The 19,807-nt window shown below is 38.9% G+C and carries 14 protein-coding genes; 9 read left to right on the top strand and 5 right to left on the bottom strand.

Annotated features, from left to right (window positions below; all coding sequences use genetic code 11):
- From ACXITR_RS13635 to ACXITR_RS13655, 5 genes are all read right to left on the bottom strand, one after another.
- A complete protein-coding gene (locus ACXITR_RS13635; RefSeq protein ID WP_457997770.1) occupies positions 1–753 on the bottom strand; it encodes a M15 family metallopeptidase in 753 nt (250 codons plus the stop codon).
- A gap of 209 nt (positions 754–962) precedes the next feature.
- The gene (locus ACXITR_RS13640) at positions 963–1,187 is read right to left on the bottom strand and encodes a hypothetical protein (protein ID WP_457997771.1); all 225 of its coding nucleotides are present in this window, start codon (positions 1,185–1,187) and stop codon (positions 963–965) included.
- A gap of 5 nt (positions 1,188–1,192) precedes the next feature.
- Complete coding sequence (locus ACXITR_RS13645; protein WP_457997772.1) at positions 1,193–1,513, bottom strand: DUF4258 domain-containing protein; 321 nt, start codon at positions 1,511–1,513, stop codon at positions 1,193–1,195.
- Between the two features lie 96 nt (positions 1,514–1,609).
- Positions 1,610–2,479 carry a hypothetical protein gene (locus tag ACXITR_RS13650; RefSeq protein ID WP_457997773.1) on the bottom strand — a complete coding sequence of 290 codons (870 nt, stop codon included), beginning with the start codon at positions 2,477–2,479 and terminating at the stop codon, positions 1,610–1,612.
- A gap of 271 nt (positions 2,480–2,750) precedes the next feature.
- On the bottom strand, positions 2,751–6,776 hold the full coding sequence (locus ACXITR_RS13655; protein WP_457997774.1) for a magnesium chelatase subunit H: 4,026 nt from the start codon (positions 6,774–6,776) through the stop codon (positions 2,751–2,753).
- A 432-nt stretch (positions 6,777–7,208) separates the two neighbouring features.
- Between ACXITR_RS13655 and ACXITR_RS13660 the strand changes: the two genes are divergently transcribed.
- From ACXITR_RS13660 to ACXITR_RS13700, 9 genes are all read left to right on the top strand, one after another.
- Entirely contained in the window at positions 7,209–9,095 is a 1,887-nt protein-coding gene (locus ACXITR_RS13660) for an NAD(P)H-quinone oxidoreductase subunit F (protein ID WP_457997775.1), read from the top strand.
- Positions 9,096–9,229: 134 nt separating this feature from the next.
- A complete protein-coding gene (locus ACXITR_RS13665; RefSeq protein WP_457997776.1) occupies positions 9,230–10,717 on the top strand; it encodes an NADH-quinone oxidoreductase subunit M in 1,488 nt (495 codons plus the stop codon).
- 81 nt (positions 10,718–10,798) lie between these two features.
- Complete coding sequence (locus ACXITR_RS13670; RefSeq protein WP_457997777.1) at positions 10,799–11,824, top strand: aspartate carbamoyltransferase catalytic subunit; 1,026 nt, start codon at positions 10,799–10,801, stop codon at positions 11,822–11,824.
- 122 nt (positions 11,825–11,946) lie between these two features.
- A complete protein-coding gene (locus ACXITR_RS13675; protein WP_457997778.1) occupies positions 11,947–13,980 on the top strand; it encodes an ABC1 kinase family protein in 2,034 nt (677 codons plus the stop codon).
- Positions 13,981–14,059: 79 nt separating this feature from the next.
- Positions 14,060–14,911: a carboxylating nicotinate-nucleotide diphosphorylase gene (nadC, locus tag ACXITR_RS13680; RefSeq protein ID WP_457997779.1), complete on the top strand. Its 852-nt coding sequence runs from the start codon at positions 14,060–14,062 to the stop codon at positions 14,909–14,911.
- A gap of 246 nt (positions 14,912–15,157) precedes the next feature.
- Entirely contained in the window at positions 15,158–17,098 is a 1,941-nt protein-coding gene (locus tag ACXITR_RS13685) for a hypothetical protein (RefSeq protein ID WP_457997780.1), read from the top strand.
- 57 nt (positions 17,099–17,155) lie between these two features.
- Positions 17,156–18,565 carry a DUF697 domain-containing protein gene (locus tag ACXITR_RS13690; RefSeq protein ID WP_457997781.1) on the top strand — a complete coding sequence of 470 codons (1,410 nt, stop codon included), beginning with the start codon at positions 17,156–17,158 and terminating at the stop codon, positions 18,563–18,565.
- 8 nt (positions 18,566–18,573) lie between these two features.
- Positions 18,574–19,200, top strand: coding sequence for a TIGR04282 family arsenosugar biosynthesis glycosyltransferase (locus tag ACXITR_RS13695; RefSeq protein ID WP_457997782.1), 627 nt, complete (start codon positions 18,574–18,576; stop codon positions 19,198–19,200).
- A 238-nt stretch (positions 19,201–19,438) separates the two neighbouring features.
- A complete protein-coding gene (locus tag ACXITR_RS13700) occupies positions 19,439–19,801 on the top strand; it encodes a DUF2237 family protein (protein ID WP_069789669.1) in 363 nt (120 codons plus the stop codon).
- The last annotated feature ends 6 nt before the right edge of the window (positions 19,802–19,807 follow it).

Genomic DNA, 19,807 nt, shown 5'->3' on the forward strand with positions numbered 1-19,807 from the left:
TTACTTCATCAGCACTCCACCATACTTGGCATAACCAACGGTAGATTGACGGGCAACCCCAAAGGCATCTGCTTGGGAAGTGGGACTTATGGAATTTTCTAACCATACCCACATTTGATCGCCGAGGGAAAAATGCCACCATTCCCCTTGATGACGGACAAAACCCCCAGCTTCCATGGCTTGGAGGAGTATAGTTCGATGGTGATGATACTTTTTTTCTAAGGGGTTGGGAGTATTTTGATAATAATTAGGGTGCGATCGCACTGACAATTCATCAATTTCTCCTCCCATATCAACCTCTATTCCCTGTTCATCCAACAAGGTTAAATCTACCGCTGCCCCTGTGCTGTGGGGAGGGGGGGTAAGGGGATTATGACTAGGAATCGCCCAAATTTTATAAACTTCCTCATATACCTCTTTTTCTTGGGTAGGGTTTAACTGACTTTTATTCAAACCCTTCATCTGACATACTTGCCTAAAAGTGTAGTCCACCATAAACTGCTGTACCGCAATAGGGCGATAACCATCAAAAATTTTGAGTCGCCATTGGGGTTTTAATTCCTGTAATTTTTGTTGGGCAACTATTAAAGCATCCACAACACTTTTACGAAGATAAAAAGGAGATTTCCCCCCATAATCAGCGCCTAACTTTTGATAGGGTGGGGGATTTTCTACGGTGAATATATTTTCAGGAATGGGTATTAATTCTTCTCCACATTCTTTAATTGGTATTTTTTGATAAGGTTTTTCCACAGATAAATTATGAATTAGGAATAAAAGTTTAACATTTTATGGTGCGATCGGTCTTCTCTAACGTTTTGAAGGTTATTAATAATAGGAAAAAATAGAAAAAAGTTAATGTTAAAATGAGATTTAATGTATAAATGCAATACTGATTATAATTTAAAAATATGTTAGAAGTTACATTATCAAAAAAAAATCAAATTGTTATTCCGCTTTAATTACGCCGTTAAAATAACAGGAGTTAGTCGATAAATATGAGCAAGTTGAGTCGCCGTTTTCAGATCATTATTTTGTAAGGCAAAGCGTAAATTATCTAGTTTTTCTGCCTCTTCAAGAGATAAATAAGGAGACCAATCTTCGTCAGTATAAGTAAGAGTGACATCAATTTCGGCGATATATTCCCCTTGACGGATAATTTTAGTTTGGGTTTTTGTATTATTCATAGTTTTTATTTTCGAGTTTTGTAGTCTTTTCCCCAACGATCTAAACTTGGACGATAGGCAGTGATTAAAACGGCAGGAGAATCAGCATTTTTTGGTATTCCCCATACTGTATGAATTGGTTGATCATGAATATCTTGTTGTAATAGCAATACACAAGCTCCTTTTCCGTAGTCGGGATAATCTTCAATAATCTGAGCTTGGTCTATACTCGTGAGAATGTCTCTAATAAAAATATTATCATTTGCCAATTCATCATAGCCATGAGCCGATATTTTGACTTCTTTTCCTTTAATCAATTTTACAATTTTAGTAAATGTCTCGCTCACTTTTTCTGTTTTGTTATAAGTGCGATCGCCCCTTTTTATATCAATGTGCTTAAAGTGCGATCGTTGGTTGGTTGAGTGGAATTTTAAATATCATAGTTAATTCTTCAAAGAATCATAAGTATTGATTTCCACTTTTAAGGTTTGATATTTATCTTTAATATCATTGAAGTGATTCCCAACAGCTAAATTCCAATTATTTATATCTGGTAAATTTTCAGGATCAAATTGTGCTAGCTTTTGTCCAATGAGAGTTTCTCTAATAAATTTTAGGGATTGGTTCTCAATTTTTTTTGTTTCATCAATTAAATTTTGAATTTGTATTTTTGCTCTTTTAAACCATTCTACTCTCCCCGCAAACACTTCAGAGCTTAAAGCTAGTTTTTCAAGTTTATCTAATTCATTAAGTTGTTTATAAAATTCATTTATTTGAGGTTCAATCTTAAGTTTTAGTATTTTAATAGGCTCAGAAACTTGTATCATACTTTGATAATCTAAATCTTTTAATTGGTGTTTTGTATTTATAAAATGTACTTCATTTAAATTACATTGAAAAGAATTGAAGACTAAATCATTTTCTTGAATTTCTGGTAGCAAATATTCTACTTTCCATTGCATTGAATGAATCAATTTATATACTATGTTGTTTATTTTTATAGTTATATCGTTATTTTTAATGATAGGAAAATGACTGAAAAAGCCTTTATTTACATGACTTGAGTCATCAAAAACATTTAAGGGAATAAAATAACTAACTTTTTCAGAAATTAAGATTACATTACTTTTCTTAATTTTTTCTAATTTAGGAGATAAAAAGAAAGAGATAAAACAATAACGGAAAAGAATATAAAATAAAATTCCTAATATAATTGTTGTTAATATAAGTTGCCAATAGACGATAACGATAAAACAGACTATGACAATGGCAATTAAAGGAATAATACAACCTGTTTCTTCTTGTTGGCTCATTAAATTTTATTGTCGAAATTGCAGACTTATATTATATAACTATATCTTTGATCTGAAAATTATTTTATTTCAACATTTCTCAAAATAAATAGCTTTAAATGATAGTGGCAATATTTTGAATGCTTCATTATTTTTAAAATTTAATTATCTTAACTCTAAAAGCATGAATCTTCTCAGAGATTAAGATAAAAAAATATAGGGACGTTCGACTATAGAACATCCCTACTAAAATTATTTAATATTCACAAAAAATCGAATATCGGTGTAATTATTACTCAATACCTTCGATGCGATCTTCCGCTTCTTGGTAAAGTTGTTGTAACTTCTCAATATTCTCATCAGAAGTTTCCCAATAACCACGGCCGTTAACTTCCAATAAAGTGCTAACCATACGACGGAAAGAATTGGGGTTCAAATCCATCAACCGTTTACACATTTCTTCATCTTGGATAAAGGTAGTGTTAGTGTCCTCATATACCCAGTTATCCACAGCGTCGGCGGTGGCACTCCAACCCATGGTATTTACAAGGCGTTTGGATAATTCCCTTACCCCTTCATAACCGTGGGATAACATACCTTCATACCATTTGGGATTTAATAATTTGGTACGGGCATCTAGGCGCACAGTTTCCGAGAGGGTACGCACTTGAGCGTTAGCGGTGGTGGTGTCTGCGATGTATGCAGAGGGTTTTTTACCATCATCGCGCAAGGATGCTACTACCTTGGTAGGATCAGAGTCGAAGTAGTGGGATACATCGGTTAAGCTAATCTCGGAGGAGTCTAAGTTTTGGAAGGTGGCATCAGCAGTTTTCAAGGATTTCTCAAAAATGTCTCTGCCTTCATCCATTACCCCCGGATTGTCGGAGTTGAAAGCGAAGGATTTACGGTTTAAGTACATATCCCGCAATTCTTGCTCTTCTTCCCAGCTACTATTTTCTACCGCTAAGTTAACGTTAGAAGAATAGGAACCAGAGGCGTTAGAGAATACACGGGTGGCCGCCTGACGGAGGTTAATACCCATTTCTTCTGCTTGATCTAAGGCGTGTTTGCGCACAAAGTTCATCTCGATGGGTTCATCGGCTTCCGCTGCTTTTTTCACCGCTTGATCTAATAAGTTCATTTGGTTGATGAATAGGTCACGGAATACTCCAGAACAGTTTACCACTACGTCAATGCGGGGTCTGCCTAATTCTTCTAGGGGAATTAATTCGAGTTTGTTAACCCTTCCTAAAGCATCAGGTACAGGTTTTACTCCAATCATCCACATGATTTGAGCGAGGGATTCACCGTAGGTTTTGATGTTGTCGGTTCCCCATAATACACAGGCGATGGTTTCTGGGTACTTTCCACCGTTGTCGATCTTTTGACGCTCTAGGAGTCTGTCCACCACGATTTTAGCTGATTGTACGGCGGCTAGGGTGGGGATTTTTTGAGGGTCTAGGGCGTGAATGTTTTTCCCTGTGGGTAATACATTGGGATTACGGATGGGATCTCCCCCAGGGCCGGGTAGTACATATTCCCCCTCAAGGGCTTTGAGTAAACCGCCTAATTCGTTATCGGCACAAACTTGCTCAAGGCAAAATTCGAGGAATTCAAATAGGGGTTTGATGGCTTTTTCATCCACGTTGGTATAACCAAATTCATGGAGTTTGGCAACCCAAGGTTCTTTTTTACCCATGTTGAAGAAGTTTAACTTGGAAACAAGGGAGACTCTTCCTTCGGCGTTAATTTGTTCTTCTACTAAGGCTCTGACGGCGGCTCTGGTGGCTTCGGTGATGTGTTGTAATAGTTCTACATCGGCGAGTACCCCTCTATCGGCGTTACGATAAATTTCTTCCATATTACGCCCGATACTTCTGGCGATGATGGTGGGTAAGCTCCAGATTCCGTCGTCTTCACGATCTAAGCTACCAATGTTGACTAAAGTTGCGATCGCCTCTTCAGCGGTAGGAGGTTTACCGATGACGTGTAACCCACAGGGTAAAAGACGAGATTCGATTTCCATCAACTTACGATATACCGCCCCAACGATAGTATCCCTTTGCTCTTCGGTGAGGATGCTAGAGTCAAATAATTGAGGCTCTTGCCCTTCGGGCGTAGCAATTTCAGGAATATCTTTATCAAGGTTACAGATACGGGCTTGATCAACGATGGTATTAACGATTTGCACCGCACGACCACCTTCTTTTAACCCTTGGTAAGAACCGATTAACTCACTCAATTCTTCCAAACCTTTGTAGAGTCCAGCATTTTCAGCGGGGGGGGTAAGGTAAGAAATGGTATTGGCATAACTACGACGTTTGGCGATGGTTGCCTCACTGGGGTTGTTGGCAGCGTAGTAATAGATGTTAGGAATATTACCGATGAGACTATCGGGGTAACAATCTCCAGACATCCCCATCTGTTTACCAGGCATAAATTCGAGGGAGCCATGGGTTCCGAAATGGAGTACCGCATCAACGCCCCAAACTTTTTCAAGGTAGGTGTAGTAAGCTGCAAAACCATGGTGAGGGGAAGCCGAGCGAGAAAATAACAATCTCATGGGATCTCCTTCATAACCGAAGGTAGGTTGAACCCCAATAAAGACGTTACCGAAGTGTTTACCGTAGATTAAGAGGTTTTGTCCATCACTGTTGAGATGTCCGGGGGGTGGTCCCCAGTTTTCTTCTAGTTTTTGGGAGTAAGGGGTTAAACGCTCATATTCTTCCACACTCATGCGGTAAGCCACGTTTAATTCAGGGCTAGAGTATTGTGCCTGAGCGTCATGGATGACCATTTCCATTAGTTCTTTGGGGGTTTCGGGTACGTCTTGGATGTCGTAGCCGTTGTGTTGCATTCCCTTCAAGACTTCATGGATAGAGCCGAATACGTCTAAATAAGCCGCTGTACCGACGTTTCCTTTATCGGGGGGGAAACTGAAGACGGTAATGGCAAGTTTTTTCTCTAATTTGGGTTTTTTGCGTAGGTTTGTCCATTTTAAGGCCCTGGAGGCGATCGCCTCTACCCGATCCTGTAAAGTGATAGAACGTCCAGTATTACCATCTCTACCAGAAAGAATAATAGGCTCAATGGCACCATCCAACTCAGGAATCGCAATTTGCAGAGCTACTTGGATAGGGTGTAAACCAAGATCACTTTCTTCCCATTCCTCAGTGGTTTGGAATACCAAAGGTAAAGCCACCATATAAGGACGATTGAGACGCTTTAAGGAATCCACCGCTTTGGGGTGATCCTGTCTCGCAGGACCTCCTACAAGGGCAAAACCAGTCAAAGAGACCACCGCATCAACGATGGGTAAAGGCTCAACCCCTTGCACGGGCTTATCCCAGAAATATTCATTCACAGGCTTAGAAAAATCTAAACCACCTGCAAAAACAGGAATTACCCTTGCACCACGATATTCAAACTCCTGTAACATCGCCACATAATGGGCATCATCCCCCGTCACCAAGTGAGTACGTTGTAATACTAACCCAATGGTAGGAGCAAGGGGATCTTTTAGGTCATCGCTAATATCATCACGGCTGTTATACCAGTTGAGATAACCCTTAATATCCTCAAACATTTTAGGGGCAAGGGGGTGCCAAATACCCATATCAGGGTAAACAATAGGCTCTGCATATTCTGCATTGCGATTGAGTAGAGACTTTTCCCCCGTGAAAACATATTTATCAGCCAACATCAAGAAAAAGTTTTCTAAGTTGTCCGCAGAACCCCCTAACCAATACTGGAAACTTAACATAAAGTTACGAGCATCTTGGGCTTTTTCCACTGGTAGATATTTTAATACCGTAGGAAGGGTGCGTAAAAGTTTGAGCATGGCATCTTCAAAACCAGCACCATTTTTCTGTTTACGCTTTTTCATGAAGTCGCCGATGACACTCTTACTCTGTCCGAGTTGTGCCATACTAAAGCTACCCATTTTGTTTAGGCGCATTACCTCAGGCATGGAGGGAAAAACCACCGCCGCATCTAAAGTATCACGGTGGGGAGTCACAGCTTCCACCACTTTTTGAGCTAATTCCTCGATAAAGATTAGAGATGCAATGAAAATGTTTGCTTCTGCTACATCTTTTTTGAACTCTTCATAGTTTTCAGGGCTTCTCAATTCTTCGATTAGATAACCACTAATTTCAATGGCAAGATTAGGATTATGAGCGTTAATCGATTTGATGGCCGCAGAAATAGAACTCTGATACTGAGGTTCTAAAACAACATAAACCACCTTCATTAAAGCACGATCTCCTAGGTTTTCTGGTGCTATATGTCTGATGGCGGATTTTACGTTTGTGAACATTAATGTTTTTTCTCCTATGTAGGTGAATTTAAACGGAATATATTAAGAATTATTACAGAGCTTAAGATACGCTCTTTATTGTTTGTACCACGAAAATAGGTTCTTTTGCCTATATTTTTGAGAATCTTTACGGTAATCCGTAGTATTTTGTTACAACTTGTTACAAAAATAGAGTTTTTGATGGTTAAAGTCAGGGAATTGTTTATGAGTATTAGTTAACAGCAATTGAGCCTAATAAAAAAGATACCGACTACAAGATAGTAGATTAGGAGGAGGATTTCGGGGAGAAGTCGAAAATATGGTACAGTCGATAGCAATTTAAGAAAATATTTTTATGTTGAATCTTCCTACAATTTGGCAATAATATCCTTATTGTTAAATAGCTAGGTAATTTTTGATTTAGGCTTTGCAGATTTTAAAAAATTCAAAGTGATGACAGAGTTTCTCGTTAGATATGTATGGTTAGTACCTTTTTATAGTTTATTAGGGGCTTTATTTACCCTTCCTTGGGCTTTAGGTTTTCTGCGTCGCACAGGTCAGCGCCCCGCTGCTTATATCAACATTTTTATGACTTTACTATCATTCCTTCATGGTAGTGTTGCCTTTAACTATGTATTTAAACATGACTCTTTTAATCTAAATTTTCCTTGGTTTACCATTGCTGATTTAGAACTATCCTTTGCGGTGGAAGTTTCTCAGATTAGCATGACGGCTTTAAGTTTAGTAACTTTAATGACCCTATTAGCCCAGGTGTTTGCCATTGGCTACATGGAAAAAGATTGGTCTTTAGCCAGATTTTTTGGCATCATGAGCTTCTTTGAAGCCGCCATTGGTGGTATTGCCCTCAGTGATTCTTTACTCCTCAGTTATGGTTTATTAGAGTTGCTAACTTTATCTACTTATTTGTTAGTAGGTTTTTGGTATGCACAACCCCTAGTTGTCACCGCTGCGAGGGATGCTTTTTTGACTAAAAGAGTGGGGGATATTATCCTATTAATGGGTTTAGTCGCCCTTTCTAGTTATGGGGCTGGTTTGACCTTTTCTGAGTTAACTACTTGGGCAGCAGATCATCCTTTATCTGATTTTACCGCCGCTTTGTTAGGTTTATCTCTAATTGCAGGCCCCACGGGTAAGTGCGCTCAGTTTCCTCTAAATCTATGGTTAGATGAAGGTATGGAAGGGCCTAGCCCCGCTAGTATTCTGCGAAATTCCGTGGTGGTTTCGGCGGGGGCTTATGTACTGATTAAGCTAGAGCCTGTGTTTACCCTTTCTCCTGTATCAGCCAATGCTTTGATTATTATTGGTTCTATTACTGCCATTGGTGGCTCTCTGATTGCCTTGGCACAGGTGGATTTAAAAAGGACCTTATCCCATTCTACCAGTGCCTATCTCGGTTTAGCATTTATTGCGGTGGGTTTAGGTCATGTGGATATTGCTTTTTTGATTGTGTTAACCCATGGTATTGCCAAGGCTTTGTTATTTATGAGTGCGGCTTCGGTTATTCTTACCACCACGGCTCAAAATATTACTGAGTTAGGGGGATTATGGTCAAAAATGCCCGCAACAACCATCGCCTTTATGACTGGTAGTGCAGGAATTGTGGCGTTATTACCGTTGGGAATGTTTTTTACTCTCTCCCGTTGGTTTAATGGAACATTTGAGGTGTCTTGGTGGTTATTAGGAATTTTATTAGGGGTGAATTTTATCAATGCCCTGAATTTTACCCGTGTATTTCGCCTTGTTTTCCTCGGAAAACCCCAACCCAAAACCAAAAGAGCGCCAGAGGTTATCTGGTCTATGGCTTTACCTATGGTAAGTTTAACTATTATTGCCTTACTTACCCCTTTAATTCCTATAAAATACTCCCTTTGGTTAAACCCTGCATCCCCTTTAACGAGCAATGATGCTCAGGTGTTAACTTTTGCGGTACCGACGTTAGTTATTGCTGGGGTGGTTGGAGTTGTGGCAGGATTTGCTTTACCATTACATAGATTATGGGATCGTCCTTTAAATAAGTTTGTACGTTTTGCTCAAGATTTACTGGCTTACGACTTTTATTTGGACAAAATTTATGAATATACGGTGGTGGCTTTTGTTACGGGTTTATCTCGTCTAACGACATGGTTTGATCGTTATGTGGTAGATGGGGCGGTAAATTTAGTTAGTTTGTTCACTATATTTAGTGGTAATGCTTTAAAGTACAATACTTCTGGACAATCTCAGTTTTATGTTCTTACTATTTTAATTGGGGTAAGTATTTTAATGTGGTCAATTTTGAGTGGTCAGTGGGCCAACATTCTTGGCTATTGGAATTTTTAGTTGGTGGGCAATGCTCACTACTTTATGGGGCAAGGTGTTTTGGTTTTGGGCAAGATGTCTTGGGTTTGGGCAAGGGGCTTAAGCCCCTTGTTAGATTTAAGAAAAACTTTATGATTATTTACTTTTATTAAAAAATGCTGAGTTTATTAATTTGGATTCCAGTATTAGGTGGTTTAATAGTGGGCTTTTTACCCAAAAATAAAAATCCTAATATTGCTCGTAGTATTGCTTTAGTTTTTGCAATTATTACTGTTTTTATTAATTTATTAATTGCTTTAAAATTTGATACTAATACTTTTAACTTACAGTTTACGGAGACTTATCAGTGGCTTGGTTGGTTAGGGTTAAGTTATGATTTGGGGTTAGATGGTCTATCTTTTCCTCTCATTTGTCTAAATAGTTTTTTGACTTTAACGGCTATTTATATTACACCTAAAGATTTACCTCGACCTCGACTTTATTTTTCATTGGTTTTACTACTTAGTGCGGGGGTGATGGGGGCATTTTTAGCTCAAAATTTACTGCTATTTTTCCTTTTTTATGAGGTGGAAGTTGCTCCTTTATATTTTCTCATAGCTATTTGGGGAGGAGTGAGAAAGGGTTATGCAGCGATGAAGTTTTTACTTTATACTGTGTTATCTGGCTTCCTTGTCTTGGTGTCTTTCCTCGGTTTAGTATGGTTGAGCGGAGAATCGACTTTTGCGTTTGAGCCTCTCAAATCCCATTCTATTCCTGTGGCTAGTCAGGTATTATTGTTAATTCCTTTGTTGATTGGTTTATTTATTAAAATTCCTATTTTTCCTTTCCATACTTGGTTACCTGATGCCCATGTGGAGGCTAGTACCCCCGTATCGGTTTTATTGGCTGGAGTTTTATTAAAATTAGGAACTTACGGTTTATTGAGGTTTGGGGTTGGTTTATTCCTCGATGGTTGGTTGGTTTTGGCTCCTTATTTGGCTTTTTTGGCGGCTATTAGCGCCCTTTATGGGGCATCCTGTGCGATCGCCCAGAAGGACATGAAAAAGGTGGTTGCTTATTCATCTATCGCCCATATGGCATATATTTTACTGGGGGCGGCTGCCACTACCCGCCTAAGTTTGGAGGCTTGTATTTTACAGATGGTAAGCCATGGTTTAATTTCCGCCATGTTATTTATCTTGGTGGGTATTGTGTACAAAAAAACGGGTAGCCGTGATGTAAACTACCTCAGTGGTTTGTTAAATCCTGAAAGGGGATTACCTGTGACGGGTAGCTTGATGATTTTGGGGGTGATGGCAAGTTCTGGGATTCCCGGGATGGTGGGCTTTATCGCTGAATTTTTGGTATTCCGTGGTAGTTTTCCCATTTTCCCCATACCTACCCTGTTATGTTTAGTTGGAACGGGTTTAACGGCGGTTTACTTCCTCTTAATGGTTAATCGAGTCTTTTTTGGTCGTTTAACTACCGAACTGGCTAGTTTGCCCCGTGTAATGTGGTCTGAGCGAATACCTGCGATCGCCCTTGCCGCTTTAATTATTATCTTTGGTTTACAACCTGATTGGATGTTGAGATGGTGTAAAACGGAAGCCTCGGTTATTTTTTATGGTAATCAAATAGTTATCGAGAAACAAATTAACAGTTAAAACAATTGATAATTGATAATTGAGAATGGATAATTGAAGTACCCCAATTCCCCACCCACAACATTAACAAAAACCCAAAATATGACGAATACAACCCCCTGGACGAAAAAACATATTATTTCCCTAGAAGACTTTAGCAAAGAAGAGTACGACACCGTCTTAACCACCGCTGCTAGTTTTCGGGATGTGTTGAAAAGTAGAACTAAAAAAGTTCCTGCCTTGCAAGGGCAAGTGGTTGCCAATATGTTTTTTGAACCTTCCACCCGTACCCGTAGTAGTTTTGAGTTAGCAGCCAAGAGATTGTCCGCCGATATTCTCAATTTTGCCCCCGGCTCATCATCCCTCACCAAAGGGGAAACTATCCTTGATACCGCTAAAACCTATCTAGCTATGGGCGCGAATATCATGGTAATTCGTCATAGTCAATCGGGAGTGCCGTTAAACATTGCCCAAGAAATGGATCGACTCAAAACAGGGGTAAGTATTTTTAATGGGGGGGATGGCTTACATCAACATCCTTCCCAAGGATTACTAGATTTATTCACTATCTGTAATTTAATAGATCCAAAAAATCCCCGTATTGAATTATTGGAGGGTAAAAAAATTGCCATTGTGGGGGATATAATCCATTCTCGGGTAGCTCGTTCTAATATTAATAGTCTCTTGGCTTCTGGGGTACAACTACACCTATGCGCCCCCCCTACCCTTTTACCAAATTTATTTGCCGATACCGTAAAACCTGAATATAAAGACCGCTTATTTATCCATTGGCACCTAACACCAGCCCTCGAAAATGCTGATTTTGTCATGACGTTAAGGTTACAAAAGGAACGTATGGCGGATTATTTATTACCTAGTTTAAGGGAATATCATCAATTATTTGGCATTACGCGCGATCGCCTCTTACTATGTAATCCAGAGGTAAAAGTATTGCATCCAGGTCCTGTAAATCGAGGGGTGGAGATAAGTTCAGATCTAATGGACGATGAAAGACTTAGTTTAATATCAGATCAAGTTACCAGCGGAGTAGCCGTAAGGATGGCTTTGTTATATCTTATCGGTAATTTGAAACAAGAAGTAAGCTCTCAAGTTTTGCCCACTGTTTAAATAAATTTGTCAATTACTAATTTCCCAACCATCAACCGTTCGGGCGAATAGTGAGAAAAATGTTAAGATCTTGTTACAATGACTAACAACCCCCAGATACTAAATAATATAGTGCGGATCTCATGACTCAAACTACTTCCCCCCAAACATTATCTAACCAAGAAGAAAAGATAATTGATGTCCCCTCGGAAATTGTAACTCCCCCTAAGACCGATCAAGGAAATTTAGGACCCATTACAGACATCACCCCCGAAGACTGGGAATATAATCCAGACGCTATTATTGAGTATTATCGGGGAAAACCTTTACAAGTATTGGGAAGATTGATTAATATTTCCTTTCCCTTCGCTTCATTTATGCTCACGAACTGGTGGCACTCCCTCTGGGGTACATCCAAGAAAAACCAGAAAAAACAAGCTGAAAAACTCAGAAAAATATTAACAAGACTGGGCCCTGCTTATATCAAAATTGGTCAAGCCCTTTCTACCCGTCCAGATTTAGTTTCCCCCGCTTATTTAGAAGAATTAACCAGTTTACAAGATCAACTTCCTCCTTTTCCCAATGAAATAGCCTATCGGTTTATAGAAGAAGAATTAGGCTCAAAACCCGATGACGTATATGAGGAAATAACGTCAGATCCCATTGCAGCGGCTTCTTTGGGGCAGGTTTATCGAGGCAGACTAAAAACAGGGGAAGAAGTGGCCATCAAGGTACAACGTCCTGACTTGGTAGGAAGGATTACCCTTGACATATATATCATGCGTAGCATAGCTACATGGATTAAAAAAAATGTTAGGCGTATTCGCTCAGATTTAGTGGCCATTACCGATGAATTGGCGGCTCGTATTTTCGAGGAAATGAACTATATGAAGGAGGGAGACAATGCCTCTAAGTTCAAAGAATTATATGGTCATTTAGAAGAGATTTATGTGCCTAAAATCTACTGGGAATATACTGGCAGACGAGTATTAACCATGGAATGGATTGAGGGAACTAAATTAACTGATATTCAAAAAATCCAAGCCCAAGGCATTGATGCCACCCATTTAGTAGAGGTAGGGGTACAATGTTCTTTACGTCAATTGTTAGAACATGGGTTTTTCCATGCAGATCCTCACCCTGGTAACCTTTTGGCCATGGCGGATGGTAGGTTAGCTTACCTTGATTTTGGCATGATGAGTAACATTGAGCCTTACCAGAGATATGGGTTAATTGAAGCGGTGGTTCACCTTGTTAATCGTGATTTTGATGGGTTAGCCCAAGATTATGTTAATTTAGACTTTTTAACCCCTGAAACGGACTTAACGCCCATCATACCTGCCTTAACGGAAGTTTTCAACAATGCTTTGGGGGCTAGTGTAGCGGAGTTGAATTTCAAAAAAATTACCGATGAGATGTCGGCGATGATGTATGAGTTTCCTTTCCGTGTTCCTGCCTACTATGCTTTGATTATTCGCTCTATGGTGACATTGGAAGGTATTGCCATTAACATTGACCCTGAGTTTAAGGTATTGAGTAAGGCTTATCCCTATGTAGCTAAGAGGTTATTAACGGATGATTCTGCTCAATTACAGGCAAGTTTGAGGGATTTATTATTCAAGGATGGTAGTTTCCGTTGGAATCGTTTGGAAAATCTGTTGCGAAATGCGAAGGACTCCCCTGATTATGATTTTGATAGGGTGATGAATCAGGGTATGGAATATTTACTGTCTGAGAGGGGTAATTTTATTCGGGAAAGATTGGCAACGGAGATTGTTAATTACCTTGATACCATAGGACAAAAAACATGGTTTAATATTTCTAGTTCCGTGAGAAAGGTTGTGGGTTGGGATTCTCCTAAACCTCCTGCGGTAATGAATAATGGTAATGGTTCGATGGATGGTAAATCGATGGAGCATTTACAAAATATTATTGAAATATTACAGGAAACCGAGGGTTATGATCCCATCAAGTTAGTACCGATTATTACTAAAATTTTACAAAACTCTGAAACTCAAAAGCTGGGACAACAGATCGCTGGAGATTTGGCAGGGAAAGCTACGGCGAGGTTGATTCGTAGTCTATTGTTAGATAATAATAATTCTGGTAATAATGGCAATGGTAAAGGTTCTGGTAATAATGGTCAGTTATCTTTACCCGTGGCGGCGATGAAATAGGACTGGTTAGATACTTCCTTTTAGCCCCTCTTATAGTAAGGGGGGAAACATTTTTTTGTAGAATTGAAAATATTTTTTTATGGTGAGTGTACCTTCAAAGTTGATTTTAGAGCCTTTGTTAAAGGGTTGGTTATTAGAGGATATTGGTAGGGGCGATCGCACGACAAATGCTATTTTTACCGATGAAAATAAATATCAAAAAGCCCATTGGTTATTGAAAGAAGATGGGGTAGTTGCAGGTTTACCCATAGGGAAATTAGTATTTCAATTATTAGATGAAAAGGTATTTTTTTTAGAAAAAATTAAAGAAGGGGATTATCATTGTGCCGGTACTATCCTTGTGGAAATGGAAGGGGAAATGGATGGTTTATTGACGGGGGAAAGGGTGGCTTTAAATTTGGTGATGCACCTTAGCGGTGTGGCTACCATGACCAGGAAATATGTGGATGCGATCGCCGATTTTCCTACCCAGTTGGTGGATACCCGTAAAACAACCCCCGGATTAAGGATTTTGGAAAAATATGCCACTCAGGTGGGGGGTGCTATCAATCATCGTATGGGTTTGGATGATGCGGTGATGATTAAGGATAATCATATCGAAACGGCGGGAAGTATTGCTAGGGCGATCGCCCTTATCCGTGGAAATATACCCTATCCTCTCACCATTGAAGTAGAAACCAGTAACCTTGAGCAAGTGCAAGAGGCGATCGAGCATCAAGCGGATATTATCATGTTAGATAACATGGATGTGGCAGAAATGACAAAAGCTGTAACCACAATTAGAGGAGCTAATCAAAACATCAAAATAGAAGCATCGGGCAACGTCACCCTCGAAAATATTCGCACCATAGCCCAAACAGGAGTAGATTTTATCTCCACCAGTGCCACCATTACCCGCGCTCCATGGCTAGATTTGAGTATGAAATTTTAACTTTTCAAGGACAAAAAAAACCTGTTCAAGGTTCATCTAGTCAAATATTAAGATTTTATTACTAATTATTTGGACTCCCATGTTAAAATATCTTCATAAAAACATTTTTTGTATCAATTAAATTTTAAGGCTTTCGCCATAAAAGCAATTATCTCCCATATATTTTAGGTAAAGAAAAAAAAATTAATTTAGATCCTGAAAGGGTACATTTTAATAGAGTATTTCAATTATTAATCTAGTCAAACTATGACGACAAAAACCGATAACAAAAACAATTTGTTCACTTGGCAAATAATATGTGTATTCTTGGTACTCTTTTTTGGAGGAGTCGGGTTTGCAGCCACCTCCATGTTACTAAGATTTCCCACCAGTAATAATTGTAATAGGTTATCTTTGTTATTTAGTTCCGCCACAAATCGCTTATACTGCGCCCAGTTAAGAGCCGATGAGAACACCGTGGAAGGTTTTTTGGCAGCCATTGAGTTAATTGCCAATCTACCAGAGGATCACCCCCTTATCAATGAAGTCAATCGATATATTACCACTTGGTCTGATCGTATTTTGGCCATAGCACAGGAAAAATACCATGATGGAAAACTAGAAGAAGCCATCGCCATCGCCAAAAAAATTCCTCCCCGTGAAGCCAACCAAGAGTTAATCGCTCAGAAAATAGAAACTTGGCAGAGTGTATGGGAAGAGGGAGAAGCCATCGTTGCGGACATAGAAGAAAAATTACGTCGTGGACAATGGAATCAAGCCTTTTTAGCCACCGTTAGCCTCCTAGAATTAGACAACGCCTACTGGAGCAGTACCCGATATGACGAAATGGTACAAACCATTACCCTCGCCCAAGAAGAAAGCAGTGAGCTGGACGAAGCCTTTGCATCTATCAAAAGAGGAGGAGTGGAGGATTTAATTAAAACCATTGACATTGCTTCTCGAATACCCCAGTCTAGTTTTTCCTATGATCGAGCCATGGAATTGGCAAGGGATGCAGAAGGTCAAATTATAGATATTGTTAAGAGTTTAATCGACGATCGCAACTGGACGGAAGTTAGCGCCATTGCCCGTCAAATTCCTAACAGTAGCCCTATACGAGATAAGGCGAATGATTGGTCAAATCTAGCTAGTGCGGGTAGAAACTCGAATCTGAACACCATCTCAGGTTTAAATTTAGCCATCTCTCAGTTAGATAAAATTTCCTCTAGTAGTGGGGTTTATGCCGAAGCGAGACAATTAAGAAACCGTTGGACTTTACAAAAAGAAGACCTAGTCTATCTTACCGAAGCCAAAGACTTAGCCAGACCGGGTAATATTAATAGTTTACAACAGGCGATCGCCCGAGCCGAATTTATTAGTAATGAAAATCCCCTCCATTCCGAAGCTCAACAGGAAATTAGAAAATGGAGAAGGGAAATTCAGATAAAAGAAGATCAACCCTACCTCAATAGAGCCAGAGAATTAGCTTCTCGAAATACCGTCAGCGGTTGGCAAGAGGCGATCGCCCAAGCCCAGAGAATTGAAGCCAACAGAGCCTTGCACAGCGAAGCCAGAAACCTCATCGCCCAATGGAGAGGCAATATTCAAAGGGTAGAAGACCAACCCACCCTAGATCGAGCCATATCCCTCGGTAGTCAAGGCAGATACCAAGAAGCCATTAACGTTGCTAGTGCCATCGGAAATAATCGCTCATTGCATTCCGATGCTCAATCTCGGATTAGAACATGGCGTAGGGAAATTACCGCTCGACAAAACTTGGACGAAGCCACCCGAATCGCCCAAAATAGAGATGCTCAATCCCTTTCCCGTGCCATTAGCATTGCCCGTCGCATTCCTTCTTCCACAGATGTTACCACCGAAGGACGTAATGCGGTGAATAGTTGGTCAGAAGAAATTTTGGGTATTGCCAGACGTAATGGCTCAGGCTCCGGGCGCTCAGGACTACAGGAAGCCATTAACATCGCTGAGATGATTCCCTCTGGTACTTCTGCGTACAATGCAGCCCGTAGAGATATTCAAGAATGGCGCTCCCGTTTAGCTCCCCCCCCAGCACCCCCTAGAAGTCCTAGCTCCCCTAATAATAATGTGGATCCTCGCAATGTTACTCCTCCGAGTAATAATCCCGGTTCAGATTCTCCTAATATGGAAATGCCCCCAGAGCCTACTTTAGAGCAAACCAGTTTTTAGGATGACAAGGGGGAACAAAGATTTTATGATAAATTTATCTTTAATTTCTTTTTTGTTATGAGTATTTCCATTAAAAAACCGATTCTGATTTCTGGTGTAGGGCTTTCTTTCCTTCTTTTTATGGGGCAAAGAATTTCCCAGTCTTTTCCTCATCTGGGGGAATACAGTTTTTGGGGTTTGATTTTGGTTAGTGGTTTTTTTTGGTTGTTTAATCCTCGTGGCAAGGAAGATAATTTTCCTCTGGTTTTTGATCCTGTCACCCCCGAAAGTTTTAGTCAGGCTCTAGCTCAGGTAAAAAAATTAATTACTATTTTTGCTCAAGAATCTGATTCTTCGGAAAATCCTTTTCTCCAACCCTTAGAAGATATTGTTAAGGGCGATCGCACCACAACCCAAATTGCGATCGTTAGTAACCATAAATTAAATAATGAATGTCTAAAAAATATCCTCAACCAAGAAATAAATAATCACCATTGTCAATTTGAAACCTTTACCCCCTCATCTTTAAATACGGATAAATTTGACCAACTACTTTTTAACCATGACCTAGTTTTGTTTGTTGTTCAAGGGGATTTGACGGAATCGGAAAAAGAAATAATCAAAAAATTAATTATAAATCAGCAAAAGACCGTCTTAGTTTTTAATCAGTCAGATTACAATTTACCTGAAGAAAAAGAACTAATAAAAAAAGAATTAGAAACAAGAATAAAAGGAATAATTAACCCCGAAGAAATCATTATTATCTCCACTAAAAATGAAGTAATTAAAGTAAAAAAATATCAAGATAAAGATAACTATCAAGAATGGCAAGAAAACCTTAAACCTCAATGTAATAGTCTTACTAATTATCTCTCTCAAATTTTAGAAAATAATCAACAAGATTTGTTTTTAGCGACAAGTTACAGACAACTATTAGGACTAAAAAAAGAAATACATCAACAACTAAATATCATCAGAAAACAAAAAGCTTTACCCATCGTTGAAAAATATCAATGGATGGCCGCCGCCGCTACCTTTGCCAACCCCGTAGCAAGTTTAGACCTTTTAGCCGTAGGTGCTATTAATACTCAAATGATCGTGGATTTAGGGGCTATCTATCAACAGAAAATAACCCTCAATCAAGGCAAACAAATTTCCTTAGCATTAGCTAAATTAATGATCAAATTAGGTATCGTGGAATTGTCCTCCCGTGCGATCGGCTCCATTTTAAAAACTAACACCATTACCTATGTTGCAGGGGGAGTAATTCAAGGAATCAGTGCCGCCTATTTAACCAGAATATGTAGTTTGAGTCTTATTGAATACTTAGAACAACAAGATATTACCATAGAAGAAAATTCCCCTAAATTTAACATTGATATAATTAAAAAGAAAATAGAAAAAGTATTTAAAGACAATCAAAAACAAGCATTTTTCAACACATTTATAAAAGAAACTACTCAAAAATTAGGGTGGCAAAAAGCATAAATAAAGCCATGTCCCACAAAACCTTAATTATCTTTACTCGCTATCCAGAAAAAGGCAAAACAAAAACTCGCTTAATTCCCGCCGTCGGTGCAGAAAAAGCCGCCATAATTCAAAAGTTAATGACCGAAAATACCTTAAAAAAAACGGAAAAACTTGATAGTAATATTAAAGTAAAAATTTATTATGCAGGGGGAAATCAAACTTTAATGGAAAATTGGTTGGGAAAACCATGGGAATTTACACCCCAAGCCAAAGGAGACTTAGGAGAAAAAATGTTCTCTGCCATAGAGTCCACCTATAATATAACAAGAATGCCCGTTATCGTCATCGGGATTGACTGTCAATCATTAACTGCTGATATTCTAACTAAGGCTTTTAATGCCATAGATAATTATGATTTAGTACTAGGGGAGGCAGAAGATGGAGGATATTATTTAATAGGTTTAAAAAGTCCCGTAAAAGAGTTATTTAAAAATATTAATTGGGGAACAAATACAGTATATAAAGATACTTTAAACATCGCTAAAAACCATAAATTATCTATCTTTGATTTGCCAACATTAACTGATATAGATAGACCAGAAGATTTAGTTAATTTACCTGATAATATTAAAAATATTTTAACCAAAAATTAATACTATAACGAACGTGAATTATTTACGAGAATATAACGATGATTCCCCCCAAAAAAGGTGATGGGAGAATCAAGTATTCCTTGTTAAGGGCAAGGGTGATTCATTCTAAAATAGAATCAAAAATATGTAACTTATGCACAAAAAAGAAAGGAAACTCCTAACCACATATATTGAAGAATGTATAATAACAAGTATCATGGCATTATTACCGTAGAAAATCTACACAAAAAAGCTAATAATGAGTAACTCAAAAAACGTACTAGGAAAATCCCTAGAAATTTGTTGTCAATCTCCCGTGACAGGATTTTATCGTAACGGTTGCTGTGATACAGGGGCAGAAGACTTTGGTTTACACGTTGTCTGTGCGCAGGTGACTGCAGAATTTTTGGAATATAGTAAAAATAAAGGCAATGATTTAATTACCCCCATGCCCATGTACAATTTTCCCGGGCTAAAACCAGGGGATAAGTGGTGTTTGTGCGTATCCCGATGGCAAGAAGCCCTAGAGGCAGGGGTTGCACCGCCCATTGTTTTAGCTTCTACCCATGAAAAAGCCCTAAAATTTGTACCTTTAGAAGTGTTACAAGAACATTCTATTTAATCATCG

Source organism: Cyanobacterium sp. (genome assembly GCF_054166785.1).

Coding starts and splice junctions, on each gene's coding strand:
- ACXITR_RS13675 (WP_457997778.1), top strand. CDS start 11,947: ATGACTCAAACTACTTCCCCCCAAACATTATCTAACCAAGAAGAAAAG.
- ACXITR_RS13695 (WP_457997782.1), top strand. CDS start 18,574: ATGTCCCACAAAACCTTAATTATCTTTACTCGCTATCCAGAAAAAGGC.
- ACXITR_RS13660 (WP_457997775.1), top strand. CDS start 7,209: ATGACAGAGTTTCTCGTTAGATATGTATGGTTAGTACCTTTTTATAGT.
- ACXITR_RS13650 (WP_457997773.1), bottom strand. CDS start 2,479: ATGAGCCAACAAGAAGAAACAGGTTGTATTATTCCTTTAATTGCCATT.
- ACXITR_RS13655 (WP_457997774.1), bottom strand. CDS start 6,776: ATGTTCACAAACGTAAAATCCGCCATCAGACATATAGCACCAGAAAAC.
- ACXITR_RS13690 (WP_457997781.1), top strand. CDS start 17,156: ATGAGTATTTCCATTAAAAAACCGATTCTGATTTCTGGTGTAGGGCTT.
- ACXITR_RS13670 (WP_457997777.1), top strand. CDS start 10,799: ATGACGAATACAACCCCCTGGACGAAAAAACATATTATTTCCCTAGAA.
- ACXITR_RS13665 (WP_457997776.1), top strand. CDS start 9,230: ATGCTGAGTTTATTAATTTGGATTCCAGTATTAGGTGGTTTAATAGTG.
- ACXITR_RS13640 (WP_457997771.1), bottom strand. CDS start 1,187: ATGAATAATACAAAAACCCAAACTAAAATTATCCGTCAAGGGGAATAT.
- ACXITR_RS13700 (WP_069789669.1), top strand. CDS start 19,439: ATGAGTAACTCAAAAAACGTACTAGGAAAATCCCTAGAAATTTGTTGT.
- ACXITR_RS13685 (WP_457997780.1), top strand. CDS start 15,158: ATGACGACAAAAACCGATAACAAAAACAATTTGTTCACTTGGCAAATA.
- nadC (WP_457997779.1), top strand. CDS start 14,060: ATGGTGAGTGTACCTTCAAAGTTGATTTTAGAGCCTTTGTTAAAGGGT.